Source organism: Sporosarcina sp. PTS2304, from assembly GCF_003351785.1.
Classification (GTDB): Bacteria; Bacillota; Bacilli; order Bacillales_A; family Planococcaceae; genus Sporosarcina.
Window position 1 is genome coordinate 1,701,241 of sequence record NZ_CP031230.1, and the last position, 17,113, is coordinate 1,718,353.

At 41.5% G+C, this 17,113-nt stretch carries 17 protein-coding genes and 1 riboswitch; of the genes, 1 reads left to right on the forward strand and 16 read right to left on the reverse strand.

The window, feature by feature from the left end; translation table 11 throughout:
* Position 1: 1 nt before the first annotated feature.
* The 14 genes from DV702_RS08120 to DV702_RS08190 form a co-directional block, all read right to left on the reverse strand.
* Entirely contained in the window at positions 2–766 is a 765-nt protein-coding gene (locus DV702_RS08120) for a TIGR01457 family HAD-type hydrolase (protein ID WP_371682739.1), read from the reverse strand.
* 5 nt (positions 767–771) lie between these two features.
* Positions 772–1,218 carry a DUF86 domain-containing protein gene (locus DV702_RS08125; RefSeq protein WP_114924306.1) on the reverse strand — a complete coding sequence of 149 codons (447 nt, stop codon included), beginning with the start codon at positions 1,216–1,218 and terminating at the stop codon, positions 772–774.
* 98 nt (positions 1,219–1,316) lie between these two features.
* Positions 1,317–1,649 (reverse strand): YutD family protein, encoded by a 333-nt coding sequence (locus DV702_RS08130; protein WP_114925880.1) that lies wholly within the window; start codon positions 1,647–1,649, stop codon positions 1,317–1,319.
* Positions 1,650–1,664: 15 nt separating this feature from the next.
* A complete protein-coding gene (gene lipA, locus DV702_RS08135; protein ID WP_114924307.1) occupies positions 1,665–2,630 on the reverse strand; it encodes a lipoyl synthase in 966 nt (321 codons plus the stop codon).
* Between the two features lie 1,585 nt (positions 2,631–4,215).
* Positions 4,216–5,357 (reverse strand): IS3 family transposase gene (locus DV702_RS08145; protein ID WP_114924309.1). Its coding sequence is split into 2 segments (ribosomal slippage): positions 4,216–5,084 and positions 5,084–5,357, totalling 1,143 coding nucleotides; the frame shifts between segments, so codons are not numbered across the junction.
* A 135-nt stretch (positions 5,358–5,492) separates the two neighbouring features.
* The gene (locus tag DV702_RS08150; protein ID WP_240315702.1) at positions 5,493–5,624 is read right to left on the reverse strand and encodes a methionine/alanine import family NSS transporter small subunit; all 132 of its coding nucleotides are present in this window, start codon (positions 5,622–5,624) and stop codon (positions 5,493–5,495) included.
* The gene (locus DV702_RS08155; RefSeq protein ID WP_114924310.1) at positions 5,625–7,145 is read right to left on the reverse strand and encodes a sodium-dependent transporter; all 1,521 of its coding nucleotides are present in this window, start codon (positions 7,143–7,145) and stop codon (positions 5,625–5,627) included. It abuts the gene before it with no gap.
* A 164-nt stretch (positions 7,146–7,309) separates the two neighbouring features.
* Positions 7,310–8,878: a Na+/H+ antiporter NhaC family protein gene (locus DV702_RS08160; protein WP_114924311.1), complete on the reverse strand. Its 1,569-nt coding sequence runs from the start codon at positions 8,876–8,878 to the stop codon at positions 7,310–7,312.
* Positions 8,879–9,047: 169 nt separating this feature from the next.
* Positions 9,048–9,222, reverse strand: a riboswitch (Lysine riboswitch).
* A gap of 52 nt (positions 9,223–9,274) precedes the next feature.
* On the reverse strand, positions 9,275–10,042 hold the full coding sequence (gene yunB / locus DV702_RS08165; protein WP_114924312.1) for a sporulation protein YunB: 768 nt from the start codon (positions 10,040–10,042) through the stop codon (positions 9,275–9,277).
* A 49-nt stretch (positions 10,043–10,091) separates the two neighbouring features.
* Complete coding sequence (locus DV702_RS08170) at positions 10,092–11,468, reverse strand: bifunctional metallophosphatase/5'-nucleotidase (RefSeq protein ID WP_205407233.1); 1,377 nt, start codon at positions 11,466–11,468, stop codon at positions 10,092–10,094.
* Between the two features lie 5 nt (positions 11,469–11,473).
* Entirely contained in the window at positions 11,474–12,298 is an 825-nt protein-coding gene (locus DV702_RS08175) for a sulfite exporter TauE/SafE family protein (RefSeq protein ID WP_114924314.1), read from the reverse strand.
* Entirely contained in the window at positions 12,298–13,158 is an 861-nt protein-coding gene (locus DV702_RS08180) for a DUF72 domain-containing protein (protein WP_114924315.1), read from the reverse strand. The genes DV702_RS08175 and DV702_RS08180 overlap by 1 nt, the downstream gene beginning before the upstream one ends.
* 511 nt (positions 13,159–13,669) lie before the next feature.
* Complete coding sequence (locus DV702_RS08185) at positions 13,670–14,026, reverse strand: rhodanese-like domain-containing protein (RefSeq protein ID WP_114924316.1); 357 nt, start codon at positions 14,024–14,026, stop codon at positions 13,670–13,672.
* Positions 14,027–14,192: 166 nt separating this feature from the next.
* Positions 14,193–14,429, reverse strand: a complete 237-nt coding sequence (locus tag DV702_RS08190) for a glutaredoxin family protein (RefSeq protein ID WP_114924317.1) — start codon at positions 14,427–14,429, stop codon at positions 14,193–14,195.
* Positions 14,430–14,573: 144 nt separating this feature from the next.
* Here DV702_RS08190 and DV702_RS08195 point away from each other — a divergent pair, with 144 nt between their 5' ends.
* Positions 14,574–14,876: a hypothetical protein gene (locus DV702_RS08195; protein ID WP_114924318.1), complete on the forward strand. Its 303-nt coding sequence runs from the start codon at positions 14,574–14,576 to the stop codon at positions 14,874–14,876.
* 155 nt (positions 14,877–15,031) lie between these two features.
* Here the strand turns inward: DV702_RS08195 and DV702_RS08200 are convergent, their stop codons facing one another.
* Together DV702_RS08200 and sufB are read right to left on the reverse strand one after the other, a co-directional pair.
* Positions 15,032–15,634 (reverse strand): hypothetical protein, encoded by a 603-nt coding sequence (locus DV702_RS08200; protein ID WP_162805751.1) that lies wholly within the window; start codon positions 15,632–15,634, stop codon positions 15,032–15,034.
* A 54-nt stretch (positions 15,635–15,688) separates the two neighbouring features.
* Positions 15,689–17,086: a Fe-S cluster assembly protein SufB gene (gene sufB, locus DV702_RS08205; RefSeq protein WP_114924320.1), complete on the reverse strand. Its 1,398-nt coding sequence runs from the start codon at positions 17,084–17,086 to the stop codon at positions 15,689–15,691.
* Positions 17,087–17,113 lie beyond the last annotated feature (27 nt).

The window sequence follows — 17,113 nt, forward strand, 5'->3', positions numbered from 1 at the left end:
ATCAGTAGTTCCAATTTGCTAATGTAGACAAGATGTAGGTTGGCTGAACTTCTTTTTTCAAGAGCTCCTGAACGGGTGTCACGCCTGTTGCGACGTAAGCGGTGTCTATGCCATAGCGAATTCCTGCCAAAATGTCGGTATCATAATTATCTCCAATCAACACCATCTGATTCTTTTCATACGAACCTTGCTGTTGAATGAATTGCAGCATATGAGGCTCAGGCTTGCCGACGACAAATGGCTCAACTCCAGTGGCCGCTTCCATTAACTTTAGAAATGAACCATTACCCGGAACAAGCCCTCTTTCTGTCGGAAATCGCTGATCTACGTTCGTTCCTAAAAAATGCGCTCCGTTGCGAATGGCTAAACAAGCTTCCGATAGTTTACTATACGTAATCTGACGGTCTAGCCCCATCATCACTACGTCTGGGTTCGACGTCGTCATAGAAATCCCTTCCGCTACTAACGCTTCTTCCAGTCCTTCTTCCCCAATCATTAATACACGAGCATCTGGATAATGTTGTTTACAAAATTTCGCTAGCGCCATCGGTGAATTCATAATGTGCTCTACATCGGTTTGGACGCCGAAATTCGCTAGTTTTTGTTGCTGTTCTGCCCGTGTATAGGCTGCATTATTTGTAATAAAGTACGTTTCTGCCCCTTGCATCTGGCAACGCGCAACAAAATCTACAGCTTCCTGAATCGGTTCTTTTCCGCGATACATTGTGCCATCTAAATCTAAGCAATACACTTTATACTGTTTCATCGTCATTATTCCGTCGGTAAGAATGCAGAAACCGGCCCTAATTCATTAGTTAAATAATCCCGGACCTGTTGTGGGAACAATTTAAGTTCGTTCGCAGTTCGGCGGATAGAGTTTTCTACTTCTGCAGTTTCCACTTCTGTAAATTGACGGACAATCATCGGACGAATCGAAATAAATGATTTTAGAGGTGTCGCCTGCTCAGGACGAATGACTTTTTCATCTTCTAAAATGTCAATAATATCATCATAGCTGCCAGGATCACGCATAATAAATCCATCAATCATAGAGTTTCCTACATCGATAACACCTTCGATTAAACCATGGGCAATACGTTCGACCGCAAGCCTTTTCACTTCACTTTCATGCCAGTTACTTTCGCTCTCAAATGTTCTAATTAACTCTTCCATATAAGAAAGTGTTTTACTAATTTGTTTTTGATCGACAAAATACATAATCACTCTTCCTCCTCAAGTTTTACTCACTCTATCTTACCATATTTTCAGCGAAACGAATAAAAGCTCCGAGCGATTGCCCGAAGCTTTTTATTCTATTATTGATCTTGTGTCTCATTGGCTTGTTGTTCAGCAACGGAGTCTGGTTCTGGTTTTACTTTTCCGATTTTCTTCAAAATAAAATAGGCACAACCAAAGTTACAATACTCATAAATATAATCTTGAACGGTACTTATTTTAGTTTCATACGTGGATTTGGAATTGCGGTCCTCAAAAAATCCCTTTAATCGCAACTGACCGTATCCCCAGTCCCCTAAAATATAATCATACTTTAACAGTACTTCACTAAACCGTTCATTTAACGCTTCCTCATCAAAGCCGTCGCGAAACTCTGTCGCAATTTCGTATTGGGTGTTCTCTAGAATAACCATCTGTTTCACTTCCATTTACCTGCTCGCTTGTTGTTCTAGTTCCAATTGTTCATCACCTAGACGCTGCTTCTCTTTTGCCGCAGCATTCACTTGCTCATCTGCATGGTAACTAGAGCGTACAAGCGGCCCTGCCTCACAATGTGAGAATCCTTTAGCCATCGCAATTTTACGTAGTTCCCCAAACTCATCAGGAGAATAATATTTAACAACTTTAGCGTGTTTCTTAGTCGGCTGTAAATATTGTCCGATTGTCATAATATCTACGTTGTGTGCGCGAAGATCATCCATTGTTTCAATGATTTCCTCTACCGTTTCTCCAAGCCCTACCATCAAAGATGATTTCGTAGGGATTTCTGGATACATTTCTTTAGAACGAGCCAATAATTCTAATGAACGATCATACGTTGCACGTGCCCGAACTCTTGGTGTCAAGCGACGTACGGTTTCAATATTATGATTTAAAATATCAGGTTTCGCATCCATTAGACGTTGAAGATTATCACGATCACCGCCCATATCTGAAGGTAATACTTCAATCGTTGTGAATGGATTACTACGTCGAATCGCACGAATCGTTTCAGCAAAAATTGCAGATCCGCCATCTTTCAGATCATCACGTGCTACAGCAGTCACAACTACGTGTTTCAGATTCATTAATTCAACTGATTCAGCAACGCGTTCTGGTTCGGCCGTGTCAAGTTCATTTGGCAGACCCGTTTTCACCGCACAGAAGCGGCAGGCTCTCGTACATACAGCTCCTAATATCATGAACGTTGCAGTACGGCGCTCTCCCCAACATTCGTGTATGTTCGGACAACGTGCTTCTTCGCAAACGGTATGTAAGTTTTTCTCACGCATTAATTTCTTTAAACCTGTATAATTCTCATTGGTGTTTAGCTTGATTTTCAGCCAATCCGGCTTCTTTACATGCTCTGACTTTCTTCCGGTTTCAGGTCTACATGACAACGCTACCGACTCCATTCTGTTCTTAGTTTCTACTCATGTCAATGTAACATAAATTCAGATAACCTTCAATTATAGATGGTCTGACCATGTTGAATGATAATTTGCTGTTGGGAGAATTCTTGAATTTGTGTCAGGAAGTCAGTTGGTGTTCGTCTAGAAGTTGGAGTGGGATAAGTGACCCCTCTTTTGTACTGCAGAAAATGAGTGTACGTGCTAGGATTCTCCCTACAGAACCGGACGCTTTCCTGAGGGGACGCGGCGGACTCGCCAGAAGTGCTTTGGCGATTACGCCTGTCGTCCTGATCCTCCAAGAGTCGCCGGTTCTTCCGGGAGAATCCTTGAGTTTGTGTCGGGAAGTCAGTTTGTGTTCGTCCAGAAGTTGGAGTGAGGTAAGTGACTTCTCCTTTGCAGTGCTGAAAAGTAGTGTACGTGCTAGGATTCTCCCTGCAGAACCGGACGCTTTCCTGAGGGTGCGCGGCGGACTCGCCAGAAGTGCGTTGGCGATTACGCCTGTCGCACTGATCCTCCAGGAGTCGCCGGTTCTTCCGGGAGAATCCTTGAGTTTGTGTCGGGAAGTCAGTTTGTGTTCGTCCAGAAGTTGGAGTGAGGTAAGTGACTTCTCCTTTGCAGTGCTGAAAAGTAGTGTACGTGCTAGGATTCTCCCTGCAGAACCGGACGCTTTCCTGAGGGTGCGCGGCGGACTCGCCAGAAGTGCGTTGGCGATTACGCCTGTCGCACTGATCCTCCAGGAGTCGCCGGTTCTTCCGGGAGAATCCTTGAGTTTGTGTCGGGAAGTCAGTTTGTGTTCGTCCAGAAATAGAGTATGGTAAGCTCTACTTCCTGAACAGTGTGGGTGAAGCTTTGGATTGCCAGATTGAATACATATAGAGTCATTGCTTGTTCCACTCAGTCCATCGAAATAGTCATAGTAGCTGATGTTGGTCTTTCACCACATACAAAGAGTGATCAAACTGTCTTGCACACACAAAGTACGGCTGAAGCTGGAAGACGATCGACTCCGGGAGGATCAAGGGTGACAGGTGTAACTCGCAACGCACTTTTGCGAGGTCCACCGCGCCCCCTCCGGAAAGCGTATCGTCTGGAAGCGCAAGCCGCAAGACTCTTCAAGTCAGCTTCACTCCATCTAATAAACGAACATGAAGTAGCAGACAAGCCCACGTAGTCTTTCACCACATACAAAGAGTGATCAAACTGTCTTGCACACGCTAAGTTTCGGCTGGAGCTTGCAGATGATCGACTCCGGGAGGATCAGGAAAAGCCGTAGCGAAGGACGGCTTTTGCGAGTGAAGCGTAGCGAGAAGGAGCACATCTTTGCATTTGACAGGCGTAACCCGCAGCGCTTGACGGTTCGCCGCGTCCCCTCCGGAAAGCGTATCGTCTGGAAGCGTAAGCCGCACGACTCTTCAAGTTAGGCTTATTTCATCTACTCATCATAGTTATACTAGCTTATTAATAAATCAACAAGTGAATTATACATAATATAGTCACTAAACAGGCTTGAACATAAAAGAATGAGAAAAAGAGCTGTCACAAAAAATCGGCACTGCCTGTCGTTTTTGAGACAATAATAAAACACCCTCTAAACAGCCTTTTGTCGGTATTGTACCGGCGACTGGCTGTTTAGTTTCGTTTGAATACGGATATGGTTATAATAGTGAATATACTCTTCGACAATTTGTATTACACAAGCATTTGTTGTGCGATAGATCTCGTCGAGGTAGAACGTTTCAGACTTTAGCGAGGAGTGAAACGTTTCGATGGGGGAATTATCAGCGGGCGTGCCTTTACGGGACATGCTCATGGTAATTCCTTTCTTTTTGACTGCTTCTTGATAAGCATAAGACGTATAAACAGAACCTTGATCACTATGAAGAATACAGCCCTCTGGTAGCTCTGCTAGTTGATTTAGGGTATCCAACACGAAGGCTGTATCTTGTGTAGATCCAATAGTGTAGGCCACGATTTCACCATTGTACAGATCCTTTATACTCGAAAGATACATCATAGATTGACCAAAAGGCAAGTACGTAATATCAGTCACTAACCTTTCGAGAGGCTGTGTAGCCGTGAAATCACGTGATACGATATTGGGTGCTACATACGCAGGTTGTCCTGTTCGCTTGCGTTTTTTCATTTTCACACGGCACTGCCAACCGTTTTTCTGCATGACACGTTGTACCGTTTTCTCACTTACACCAGGGTATAGACTGGCAATCATTCGATATCCATAACGAAATTTATTCTTTTTACACAAGTTTCCAATCTGTTGGTCTCGTTCTTCTTTTTGTGTGTTCTGATCAGCTGTTTTACGCCAACGATAGTACGTAGATCGGGCTACTCCTAAGTGCAGGCAAACTTCACTTACCGTCATTACTTCCTTTAATTCTTCTACTAGCTGAACGACTACTTTTGGTACCACTTCCTCTCCAAGTCTCTGTACTTTTTTAAAATATCTATCTGTTGTCGCAAATACCGATTTTCTGCTTGAAGTTCAGCTGTTTCACTTTCATATTCTGGTCCTTTCCCATACGTATATTGCTTTCCAACAGGCTGTTGTAAGCGATGAAGTTCGCCATTACGATACCATTTCATCCATGTTTTGAGTTGCGTTACATTTCGGATGCATAGTTCCTCCATTACTTGCTTCACAGGAACACCGGCCAATCTCATTTCAATAGCTTTCATTTTCACTTCTGCTGGATAACTTACTCTCGTCGCCATAGAAAAAACACCTCCACATTGATTTCATAAGGTTCTATACCCTATTTTCAACGAAAGGTGTTTTTATTTGTCTCATTTTTTTAGGTCAGTTCCATCAGTCTCACCGATTTTCCGGATAGCTCTTTTTTAGATTGATTATACTTTAAATTTCTTTCTGAACTTCGTCAATATCGTGGCATAGAAGATACTCAAAAATAGACCGCCCCAGATAATGATTATACCAACGATCATCATGAGTATCGCAGAACCGCTCATTCCTGTATCCATTTAATGCCCTCCTTTGTCATCTTCATAGTCCGAAGCAATACGTGTATTATTTTTCCACTTCAGCGATGTGAAGACGATAGACATTACAAATGCCCCAATAGCGACCGGCCATCCGATCGTCCATAAGAATGATGTCGGATATCCTTCGTAATTTTCGGCAATATTGTCTTTGATTAAGAAAAATAACATAGTTCCTAATAATAGTGGTGTAATCAATGTCAATGACACTTTCCACCACCAGCCTAATCGTATATCCGATACAGCATTCGCATGTTGTTCGAAAATGCCAAGTTTTCTGAAAACCCAAGCCAGTAAAATAACTTCTACTAGACCAATGACCGCGATACCGAATTGGTTAATAAAGTAATCTGCAACGTCTAGGAAGTATAGTCCACCTTTTGTTGCATATAGTAGGGAAATAATAGCAGAAAGCCCGACACCGATTGTCACCGAACGACGTCTAGACATATTAAACTTGTCTGACATACCCGCAATATACGTTTCACAAATCGAAATAAGTGACGTAATTCCCGCCAATACGAGTGATAAGAAGAAGAATGCTCCGAACAAGCCATTCAATCCCGGCATTTGATTGATAATTTCTGGGAACACTACGAAAGCGAGACCTACTCCGGCAGTCGCTACATCTGCCACGTCTACTCCTTGTGTTGTTGCCATGAATCCTAATACCGCAAATACTCCAATCCCTGCCAGTAACTCAACGGACGAGTTCGCAAAGCCTGTAATGAATGCGTTATTTGTAATATCCGACTTCTTCGGCAAATAACTAGAATACGTAATCATAATCGCAAATGCAATGGATAAACTGAAGAAAATATGTCCATATGCGGCTACCCACACACGAGGATTCAATAACTTATCGACATCAGGTTTGAAGAATGCATCTAAACCTACCATCGCTCCATCAAGTGTAATTGCACGAATGACAACGAATAAAAACAGGATGAATAAAATAGGAATGAAAATACGGTTTGCAAGTTCAATTCCTTTCTTTACCCCACCTAGTAAAATGATATAACAAATAATCCATACGAGTAATAGCGGAATGGCTACGCCTCCAACTAATCCTCCAACTTCACCTGGGTTATCCGCTAAATTCAGTACATCGCCAAAGAAAAAGTCTTGTGGCTTGCTCCCCCAAGATAAATTGAACGAGTAAATTGTGTACTTCATCGCCCATGCAATAATTACTGCATAGTACGTTGAAATGACGAAGGAAACGAAAATCCCCCACCAGCCTAAAAATTCAGTCTTCTTTCCGTTTAATCGGAAGAAAGACAAGGGTGCCGAGCCACGGTATTTGTGACCGATTGTGAATTCCATAATAAGAATTGGAATACCAGCTGTTAAAAGTGCAAATAAATACGGGATAAAGAATGCGCCACCGCCGTTCTCGTATGCAACATACGGGAAGCGCCAAATGTTACCTAGTCCAATCGCTGAACCAACCGCCGCTAAAATAAAACCGGCTCTCGTTCCCCATTGTGAACGATTTTCCATGCAACTCTCTCCTCTCTTTTTGTTATCTTACAAAACTTATTACCATTCGATTTTTCTGACAACTCTAGTTCTGTATATTTAGTATAAACAGGAGATTCAGAGATGTCAAAACAAATTTAGACTAAGAATGATGTATTCATCACTCTCAGTCTAACGTTGTAGTCTTATACAGTTTGGCTTTGCTGTCTTTTCCCTTTAGCACTCCAATACGTAAACAATACTATTAAAATAATAACAACTGCCACTAAGCCAATCCATACAGATCCAGTTAACCCTAACACGAAGTAACCGATAGCCGCTACACTAGCCGCCACTAGCGCGTAAGGCAACTGTGTCGCTACGTGATCCATATGGTTACAGCCTGCTCCCGTTGAAGAAAGTATCGTCGTATCGGAAATCGGAGAACAATGATCACCGAATACTGCTCCTGCTAATACCGCAGCTAATGCTGGCAATAAAAGTTCGGGTGCTGCATTCACCATAATTGTACCTGCAATCGGCATTAATATACCGAAAGATCCCCAAGATGTTCCTGTAGAGAATGCCATCAAACCAGCAAGTATAAAAATAAGTACCGGTAAAAACGCTACTGGAATATTCAATTGCTCGACCATTGTAGAAAGGAATAATCCTGTATCTAGTGTTGCAATTAATTCTGTTAATCCCCAAGCAAATATTAAAATTAAGATAGCAGGCATCATAGCTTTCAGTCCGCTAACGAATGCACGTGCCATCCACGAAGCATTTGCTGTTTCGTTTTCCTTCATTTGAAGCACATATAAGAACATTGCCAATAAAGTAGCTGTTATTCCACCGATCACTAATGATTTTGGAACATCTGTATTCTCAAAAATAGCCCAAATATCAAAAATGCCCGCTTCTACATATCCTGTGTAAATCATCATTCCGAGTGTTACGAAAATTAGTGTCACGATCGGCAACACTAAATCACGTACTTTTCCATACGTGTGCTCTGGAAATTCTTCCTTTAACTCACCAGGAATTTCTTTTTGAGGATCATATAAATGCCCCTGCTGGTTCGCTCGATCTTCATGCTTCTTCATTTCAAAAAAGTCATGATTCGTCCATGCGAAGAAGAAAACCATCGATAATGTAGCAATCACATAGAAGTTCATCGGTGCCATCATAATAAATGCAGTTAATGGTGAATAAGAAACTGCTGCAGTTGTTCCAAGAATTAAAGCTAGTTGACCAATCAGGAATGCTCCCCAACTGGAGATAGGTGAAACTACACAAATCGGTGCAGAAGTGGAATCGATAAAATATGCTAATTTTGCACGTGAAATTTTATGCTGATCAGTAATCGGTCGTGCAATTTGTCCGACAGCGAGCGCGTTAAAATAGTCATCCACAAAAATTGCAATCCCGAGAATCATCGTCAGTAACTTTGCCCCTCGTTTCGTCCGGATCCGCGTAACGGCCCAACGAGCGAAAGCGGCACTTCCACCAGACAAACTAACAAAAGCGGTAATGACTCCTAAAAGCAATAAAAATAACATGATGAAAATATTATACGTATTCAAACCATCATCCCAAAATGAAATCGTTAACGCTGTAAAAACGCCTTTCAGTGTTTCTATAGGGGCAAATTCAGCAATCAGTAAAGCCGCTGTTAAAATTCCTGCACCCAAAGACAATAAAACTCTCCTCGTCACCAATACCATCACAATGGCGATCACAGGAGGCAAGATGGATACCCACGTTCCAATCATTACAATTCCTCCTCTTTCTAGTTGCAGATTCTATCGAACATGTAAAAAAGGCCAAACGAAAAGCGGAGTGTTCATTCTACTAAAAAACCGGCTCCAACAAGTTATAACTAACGAGTAGGAGTCGGCGGTACAGTACCATCTGTATATCATCCATAAGTGCGGATCATCTGGCTGTTGTAGTCCTCCATACATTGTCGCTGTATGACAGTGCCATTCCTCTTCGAAATGACCCCAACTTGAGAAGTAGACCTTTCTCAAACTTCGGCATTGTTTCCTTTTGCTTGCGGTCTTGGACGTCACTCTCTCACAAGTTACTTATAAACGATGCAGCCTCTACGGTAGTCTCGATATTCTTCTAGTTACAAGTGTAGCAATAATCGACAACGTTCACAACATTTATTCTAGATCTTGCAGAGGTACTTCTATCTGTGCCGGCAACTGCTCTCCTTTCGAATAAATTTGTGGTACTTTCCCTCTGATTAAACCAATCGCAACAGGAATTTTTTGTTCCACTACACTTTTACTTGTCGCGAGAGGCACGATAATCTGTACATTCACTTGGACAATTACATTGATTTCTACATGTGCATTGTTAATACCAAATTCAGTTATTTTCGTATCTACCGTCGCATGGACATCACCGACAACGTGAAAGCGAATAGGTATTTTCGGTCCCAAGTTACCAATCAACGGAATATTCGTCGCTTGCCCGAGTGGTACGAAGAAGACAATTCCTTGTCCTTTTGCAGTCATATCAGGATTGTATTCTAAATCTCCGAGTGGAGGCAGCATATCGAGTTCCCCACCCTCTGCACGTTCGAGGTGATCTTCTACCAACTGATGAATCTCTGCCATCACTTGACCAATAATATCGGCATTGAATTTCGTCGTCACAATATCTTTCGAATCATCCGGTACATTGATGATAATATCGTTGACGTCATAGACACTCGATGAGCGCGATTGAATAGCCTGACTAATAACGTGACTCGCTATTTTTTGCGTTTGTACTTCTGCATATTGAGTATATATAGGGGTTAGTTGTTTATTAACTGAATAAAAGAAAAAGGCCACTGCCACAACAATAGTCGGGACAAGAATACGCAGGATGCTTTTCGCCTGACGATTTTTTCTTGGTCGTTGCTGATTTGTATAAAACCGCATAAAGACGCCTCCTGCTTCACTTTATGCGAAACAGAAGGCGTACATTCTATTATTCATTGAAATATTTCTTGCCATACCAGCCAAGCACATCACGGATCAGTTCCGGCATAATATAGTCTTTTGGAGCGTCTTTAAGCAAAGGGAAAAAATAACCGAATGTAAACATGTCTAACGTAGCTAGCGCGTAGGTTTCCCCGGGTATCACTAAGCGATTTCCCGCAAATAATTGTCCTGCTTGATTACGGAATAAATGTTCATGAATCATGCTCCCCATGAAAGTTCCACGAAAACCAAGGCCTCTAATTTCAAGTTCTGTCCATTTCGGATCAAGTGATTGCTCATAAACCTCTACTAATTCTGCTCCGTCTAATTGTACAATGCACGGATTGATAGGATGAGGCAATAAAGAATGTAAATTCCCTTTTGTCACCCACCCTTCCTCTAAACTTCCGAGGAAAATCCCAGCATTGAAAAGCGCGCAGTCAGCATGAGTATATGCAAGTAACGCACGCCCGAATAACGAGGATAATGGGCTATCATCCGTTAATCGCTGAGTCAGTGGAGATGGATTATAAAAAACGGGTACATGGAGTGCTTTTTCTCCTGCCGTGAAATAGGAATTAATTTCTTTTACATCTGTATCCGTCCTCTCCATCGTCTGCGTAGAAAATACTTCCGCTTCCATATGAACCACTTGATTTGTCAAACGATCGATATCTACTTGAATATGGCCAATATGCTGACCGAATTTTCCTGAAGCGGCTATCAGTGTATCAGCTGACCATTCACCCGTCGGCAATAAGTGATGGGTATGCCCACCCAAAATAATATCCAATTCAGGACAGGCGGCAGCTAACAAACGATCTTCATTAATCCCTAAATGAGACAGGCATACGAGCACGTCTACTTCCGGCCGTATAGCGCGAGCAATCTCCATAATTTGCCCGCGTGGTTCTAATACTTCCCACCCAAGTTTACGATAAAATTCATAATACGGAGCAGTCGCACCTATCAACCCGACTCTTACCCCCTCTGCCGTTTCCCTAATACGGTAAGGTTGAGCCCAATATGGTTGCTCTCCATTCAATTCTTTAATATTGCATACAATGACATCAAACGTTGCATCTTCATACAGTGACTCCAATTCTCGTTTTGACATCGTAATTCCTTCATTATTACCGATAGTCGCCGCATCATATCCAGCATCATTTAGTAAATCGATATTGCCTTTTCCTTGAGTCCCTTCTGTAAACGGATGGGAACGATCGATATGATCCCCAATGTCCAACAAAAATACAGCCTCTCCTGCTTCCTTGGCAATTCTTTTTTGTTGCTGAAGAAAGCGCTTGATTTGAGGCCAGTTTTCAAAATGACTATGGACGTCATTTGTATGGTAAATATGAATGGTTGTTACCGTTTCTTTCATATACGTCAACCCCAAATCCCCTCATAAATGGAACGTAGTCCAAAGACGAGTAAAATGATGCGTATGACTAAAACTAGTGTATCTGATTTCATTTTGCCGTTTAAATAAGCTCCTAACATTCCACCAATATATGCGCCAGGTACGACTGCGATTGTATATAGCCACGGTACATGACCAAGTGAAATATGCGATATAGAGTTTACTACAGCAGACAGAAATACCATTAACATGGATGTCGCGACTGCTACATGCGGCGGGAATAAGAATAATAAAATCATTGCCGGCACTACCATCGTCCCTCCGCCAATTCCGAATAACCCTGAAGTAAAGCCGATAAACAAAGACAAAACAATAGCGAACCAAATAGGATAGCCATATACATGCTTCTGTCCTTGTGGATCGATAAATTCAATTTTCTTTCCATTATTCACAAACCATTTAATAGGTTTCAAATATTTTCTTGTTAGTAATAGTGTAGACAAAACGATTAATAAAATACCAAAGTATAGATTAAATGATTGCAAACTCACACTTTTATTAATCCATGCACCGAAAATAATTCCTGGTATACTAGCAACAAAAAATAGAAAGGCACTTCGATAGTCAATTGTTTTTACTTTCATATAAGAAACGGTGGAACCGAGTCCATTAGCAATCATCATAATAACCGATAAGCCTACCACACTTTGCGGGGTAATATCAGGAATCATTCCAAGATTCAATCCTACAAACAATGTGACAGGGACTAAAATAGTTCCACCACCGAGACCCGCAATCGAACCGATGACACCTGACACTAACCCGATAAGAGCAAGTATTACAAATACCATTACTGATCCTCCTCAAATAAATCCATCTGCTTCGTTAGCGGCTGACCATATTCTATGTTGAGTATACTCGCAAATTGCTTGGCGTTCTTAGCAGCATGCTGGCCCGAATTATTGTTAAAAATGACATATACATGTGACGTTTGTTGCTCAAGACTGTTGACAATCTGCGCCATGCCTTCTAGTTCTTTTTCATTGTAATCATACAAATAACGAACTTTCCGCCATGCTTGACTGTCTTTCATCGTATTCACCCATCCTTTGTCATTGCGGCCATGCAGACGCAATAAAACGTCAGAACCTGTCGCCACAGGAACGAGCGGCACACTGCCATCCCCTACTTGTGGCTCATCACAAACGACATGGATGATCTGTAAGCTTTTCAAGAAATCCAATGTCTTCTGACGATATGCAGGTGAGTACCAAGACTGGTGGCGAAACTCGACCGCAATAGGCAACGGATGCAATTGTTCATGTACATAACGAATTCGATCGACATTTTCTTTCTGACAATCAAACCAAGGAGGAAATTGTACGAGAACCATCGCTAATTTACCAGCCTCTACAAAAGATGTCATTGACAATTTAAACAAAGAAAACATCTCTTCTTCCGAATCATATGGAAGTTCTCCCCGTTGATGTCCCGTGATTCCTTGATATGCTTTTACAATAAACTTAAACGCAGCAGGAGTTTCTTGCACCCACTTATCCATCACTTTTTTTGATTGTATGGCGTAAAATGTCGAATCTAGCTCGACGATGGGAAAGTGTTTGCTATAGTCTACCAGTTTTTTATTGGCTATTGTTTGTTCGTTATAGAGGCTTGGGTGATCTCCCCAGCCTGTTAAACCTACATGAATCATGGAAAGTCCCCTCCTTTTACCTTTAGCCTAGTGTATCATAACTTAGCTATTTTCGGAAAAGTTGGTGCATTTGGTTTGATGAATAGGTGGGTGGTCATAGACACTTGGTTGCCGCTCATGGAACTACGCAAGCGATCATAGTAAACGCTCCAACGCTCATAGAACCACGCAAGCGATCATAGTAAACGCTCCAACGCTCATAGAACTCCGCAAGCGATCATAGTAAACGCTCCAACGCTCATAGAACCACGCAAGCGATCATAGTAAACGCTCCAACGCTCATAGAACCACGCAAGCGATCATAGTAAACACTCCAACGCTCATAGAACCACGCAAGCGATCATAGTAAACGCTCCAACGCTCATAGAACTCCGCAAGCGATCATAGTAAACGCTCCAACGCTCATAGAACTACGCAAGCGATCATAGTAAACGCTCCAACGCTCATAGAGCCACATGTTCCACCACGCAAAAAAGCATCTCGGATAGCTTACATCCGAAATGCTTGCTTTTCAATCTCGCCACGCGCTCATACCTCCACGAACATTTGTTACGTTCGTGAAACCAGCCTTCTTCAACTGTCCGGCTGCCTTTGAGCTACGCATCCCACTTTGACAAATGATCACAACTTCTTGATCTTTCTTCAAACTAGCTAATTTGCTATTCAATACGTTTAAAGGAATATTTTGAAAGTCTTTAATTTTGCGTCCTTTGTATTCTCCAGGCGTTCGCACATCAATAAATTGGATCTTCTTGTCTTTCAACAAGCCTTTCAATTCATCTGTCGATATTGTGTGTACACCTTTAGCTGGCTTCATTCGCCAAATAAAAAATACAATGACAAGCGCAAATAAAATCCAACCAGTCATTATTATTACCCCCTCTACTTAGTTATCCACTCTATGATGACTAAAATCACGCCCGTCACAACAAAAGCTACGTGACCAATACAGAAGCGTGGAAAGAGCTTTTTCTCTAGTTCTTCAGGCGTTTGTATCGTGCACGTTCTACTTGTAAATAGTTGTTTGAGACGATTCATGCGTCTAATGCGGCTTGTACGCCTGCAGGATCAAAGCCAAGAATCCATTTACCGTTTAGCTGTGTTTGCGGAACACCCATCTGTCCCGTCGTTTCTACTAGGCGTTGTCCTGCGGCTGGATCTGTTGTTACATTAATTGTTTCATAAGGTATATGAAGCTCGTCTAAATGATTCGTCATCATTGTGCAGTACGGACATGTGGATGAAACATAAACAGTTGCTTTAGCAGTCATAAGTAAAACTCCTTTTCATAAGTTAATACCTTAACTATATACCCCTGCAGGTATAAAATCAACCACTTGATTTCACACGTTGCCTTTCGGTAGATCCATGCTATTATATAGTAAGAACAAATAATTTAGAAAGGATGTGATAAAATGAGCGAAGTATTATTACAACAAATTTTGAACGAAATGAAAGGCATCAAAACAGAAGTTTCCGATATAAAAATTGAAGTTTCCAACATTAAAGTCGAAATTTCCGATATTAAAAATGATATTTCTGACCTGAAGAATGAAGTTTCGGGTATCAAGAATGAAGTTACTGGCATTAAAGATGAACAGAAACTAACAAATGAACGATTAACTTCTATTGAAAGCAAGCAAGAAATTATCTACAAACATACTGGAACCTTAACTGAAACACAATCCAAAAGCCTTTCCCTTCTTGAACGCCTCTAATCCGATGTAGAATTCACCTACAAAAAGACCGCGATGAACGACTTGAAAATCAACCGAATCGAAACTAACTTCATTCAGAAACACTAATTTCATAACGACAAAAAACAAGGGTGTCTGAATGGACATACTTGTTTTTTATATTGTTTCTTTTTCAATTAACTATCCGCTAAACCATAATACTCTTCGCCCCACTGCTCAATATGTACAGATCCTAACGTCTGTTGCAGTCCTTCCCGGTACATCCAATCCTTTTTTGTAGTAATCAATTGTACGCCTTGACCATCATGTTCTACTTTCAACAAAACTCCATGATGTTTCGATAACGTAGCATCCATAGTAATATATCGGTGAACCGCATGCTCTTCAATCTCAATTTTAGTCGCTGGATCTGCAATAATAAACGTTTCATTTTGTGCGGCTAACCAATAATACGTATCCAGTAAAAAATTCACTTGTGAAAGCGTCTCTACTTTAATTTGATAAATATTTGTAGGCTCTAGCCCTTTCACACAATGTTCGAATGAAAATCCATGTTCCTGTAAAACGTCATCCTGCGTTCCTTTTTGATACGAAGTAAGAATAACTTGCAATGGAAAGTCACAATTCATGCCAATCCACTGTTTGATATACTCCTTATTTTCTTCTAAATCATCTTCAAATTCACTTACATAGAGTGTAAACATGGCAATTTCTTCATTCACTAAGCCAATATCTACATGCTCCTTTTCTAATTCTAACACTAGAATGGTTGTCATCATTTCCTCCTAAAAAAATCCCCTCGCCACACGAGCGTGACAAGGGGAGTATTTATATTAACCGATTGAACCTTCCATCTCGAATTTAATCAAGCGGTTCATTTCTACTGCGTATTCCATTGGCAATTCTTTTGTAAATGGCTCAATGAAGCCCATAACAATCATTTCAGTCGCTTCTAGTTCAGGAATTCCGCGGCTCATCAAGTAGAAAAGCTGCTCTTCTGAAACTTTAGACACTTTCGCTTCGTGCTCCAATGAAATATTGTCGTTCAAGATTTCATTGTACGGAATCGTATCAGAAGTCGATTGCTTATCCATGATCAACGTATCACACTCAATGTTGGCACGCGCACCGTCCGCTTTACGTCCGAAGTGGACTACTCCGCGATACGTTACTTTACCACCGTGTTGTGAAATGGATTTGGATACAATCGTTGAAGATGTGTTTGGCGCTAAGTGCATCATTTTCGCACCTGCGTCTTGGTGTTGACCTTTCCCAGCTAAAGCAATGGAAAGTGTCAAGCCACGTGCACCTTCACCTTTCAAGATGACCGCTGGATATTTCATTGTTAACTTAGAACCGATGTTACCGTCGATCCATTCCATTGTTGCATTCGCTTCACATACTGCACGCTTTGTCACCAAGTTATAGACGTTGTTCGCCCAGTTTTGGATTGTTGTGTAACGGCAATATGCGTCTTTTTTAATGATAATTTCTACAACTGCACTGTGTAGGGAATTCGTTGTATAAACAGGTGCTGTACAGCCTTCTACGTAGTGAACACTTGCGCCTTCGTCTACGATGATTAGTGTACGCTCGAATTGTCCCATGTTTTCCGAGTTAATACGGAAATATGCTTGTAGTGGCGTTTCTACTTTAACGCCAGGTGGCACATAGATGAACGATCCACCAGACCACACTGCAGAGTTTAGTGCTGAGAATTTGTTATCCGAGTTCGGAATCACTGTACCCCAATATTTTTTAAATAGCTCTTCGTTTTCACGGAGAGCAGAATCTGTATCTTTAAAGACAATACCTAGTTCTGTCAACTCTTCTTTCATATTGTGGTATACCACTTCTGATTCATACTGCGCAGATACTCCTGCCAAGTATTTTTGTTCTGCTTCAGGAATACCTAATTTGTCAAATGTACGCTTGATTTCTTCAGGTACTTCATCCCAAGAACGTTCTGTTGCTTCTGATGGTTTCACGTAATATGTGATCTCATCAAAATTCAAGGAATTCAAGTCTCCGCCCCATTGTGGCATTGGCTTGCTGTAGAAAATCTCCAGTGACTTCAAACGGTAATCTAACATCCATTGTGGTTCTTCTTTCATGCTAGAAATTTCTTCCACTATCTCACGTGTCAGTCCACGTTCTGAACGGAATACAGAAACGTCTTTGTCATGGAAACCATATTTATAATCGCCAATTTCAGGCATTTGTTTCGCCATTATTATTCCTCCGTCCCGTAATTGCTC

Bases quoted from the DNA above. Each gene is read 5' to 3' on its own strand.
- DV702_RS08120 (WP_371682739.1), bottom strand. From the start codon at position 766: ATGAAACAGTATAAAGTGTATTGCTTAGATTTAGATGGCACAATGTAT.
- DV702_RS08125 (WP_114924306.1), bottom strand. From the start codon at position 1,218: ATGTATTTTGTCGATCAAAAACAAATTAGTAAAACACTTTCTTATATG.
- DV702_RS08130 (WP_114925880.1), bottom strand. From the start codon at position 1,649: ATGGTTATTCTAGAGAACACCCAATACGAAATTGCGACAGAGTTTCGC.
- lipA (WP_114924307.1), bottom strand. From the start codon at position 2,630: ATGGAGTCGGTAGCGTTGTCATGTAGACCTGAAACCGGAAGAAAGTCA.
- DV702_RS08150 (WP_240315702.1), bottom strand. From the start codon at position 5,624: ATGGATACAGGAATGAGCGGTTCTGCGATACTCATGATGATCGTTGGT.
- DV702_RS08155 (WP_114924310.1), bottom strand. From the start codon at position 7,145: ATGGAAAATCGTTCACAATGGGGAACGAGAGCCGGTTTTATTTTAGCG.
- DV702_RS08160 (WP_114924311.1), bottom strand. From the start codon at position 8,878: ATGATTGGAACGTGGGTATCCATCTTGCCTCCTGTGATCGCCATTGTG.
- yunB (WP_114924312.1), bottom strand. From the start codon at position 10,042: ATGCGGTTTTATACAAATCAGCAACGACCAAGAAAAAATCGTCAGGCG.
- DV702_RS08170 (WP_205407233.1), bottom strand. From the start codon at position 11,468: ATGAAAGAAACGGTAACAACCATTCATATTTACCATACAAATGACGTC.
- DV702_RS08175 (WP_114924314.1), bottom strand. From the start codon at position 12,298: ATGGTATTTGTAATACTTGCTCTTATCGGGTTAGTGTCAGGTGTCATC.
- DV702_RS08180 (WP_114924315.1), bottom strand. From the start codon at position 13,158: ATGATTCATGTAGGTTTAACAGGCTGGGGAGATCACCCAAGCCTCTAT.
- DV702_RS08185 (WP_114924316.1), bottom strand. From the start codon at position 14,026: ATGACTGGTTGGATTTTATTTGCGCTTGTCATTGTATTTTTTATTTGG.
- DV702_RS08190 (WP_114924317.1), bottom strand. From the start codon at position 14,429: ATGACTGCTAAAGCAACTGTTTATGTTTCATCCACATGTCCGTACTGC.
- DV702_RS08195 (WP_114924318.1), top strand. From the start codon at position 14,574: ATGAGCGAAGTATTATTACAACAAATTTTGAACGAAATGAAAGGCATC.
- DV702_RS08200 (WP_162805751.1), bottom strand. From the start codon at position 15,634: ATGATGACAACCATTCTAGTGTTAGAATTAGAAAAGGAGCATGTAGAT.
- sufB (WP_114924320.1), bottom strand. From the start codon at position 17,086: ATGGCGAAACAAATGCCTGAAATTGGCGATTATAAATATGGTTTCCAT.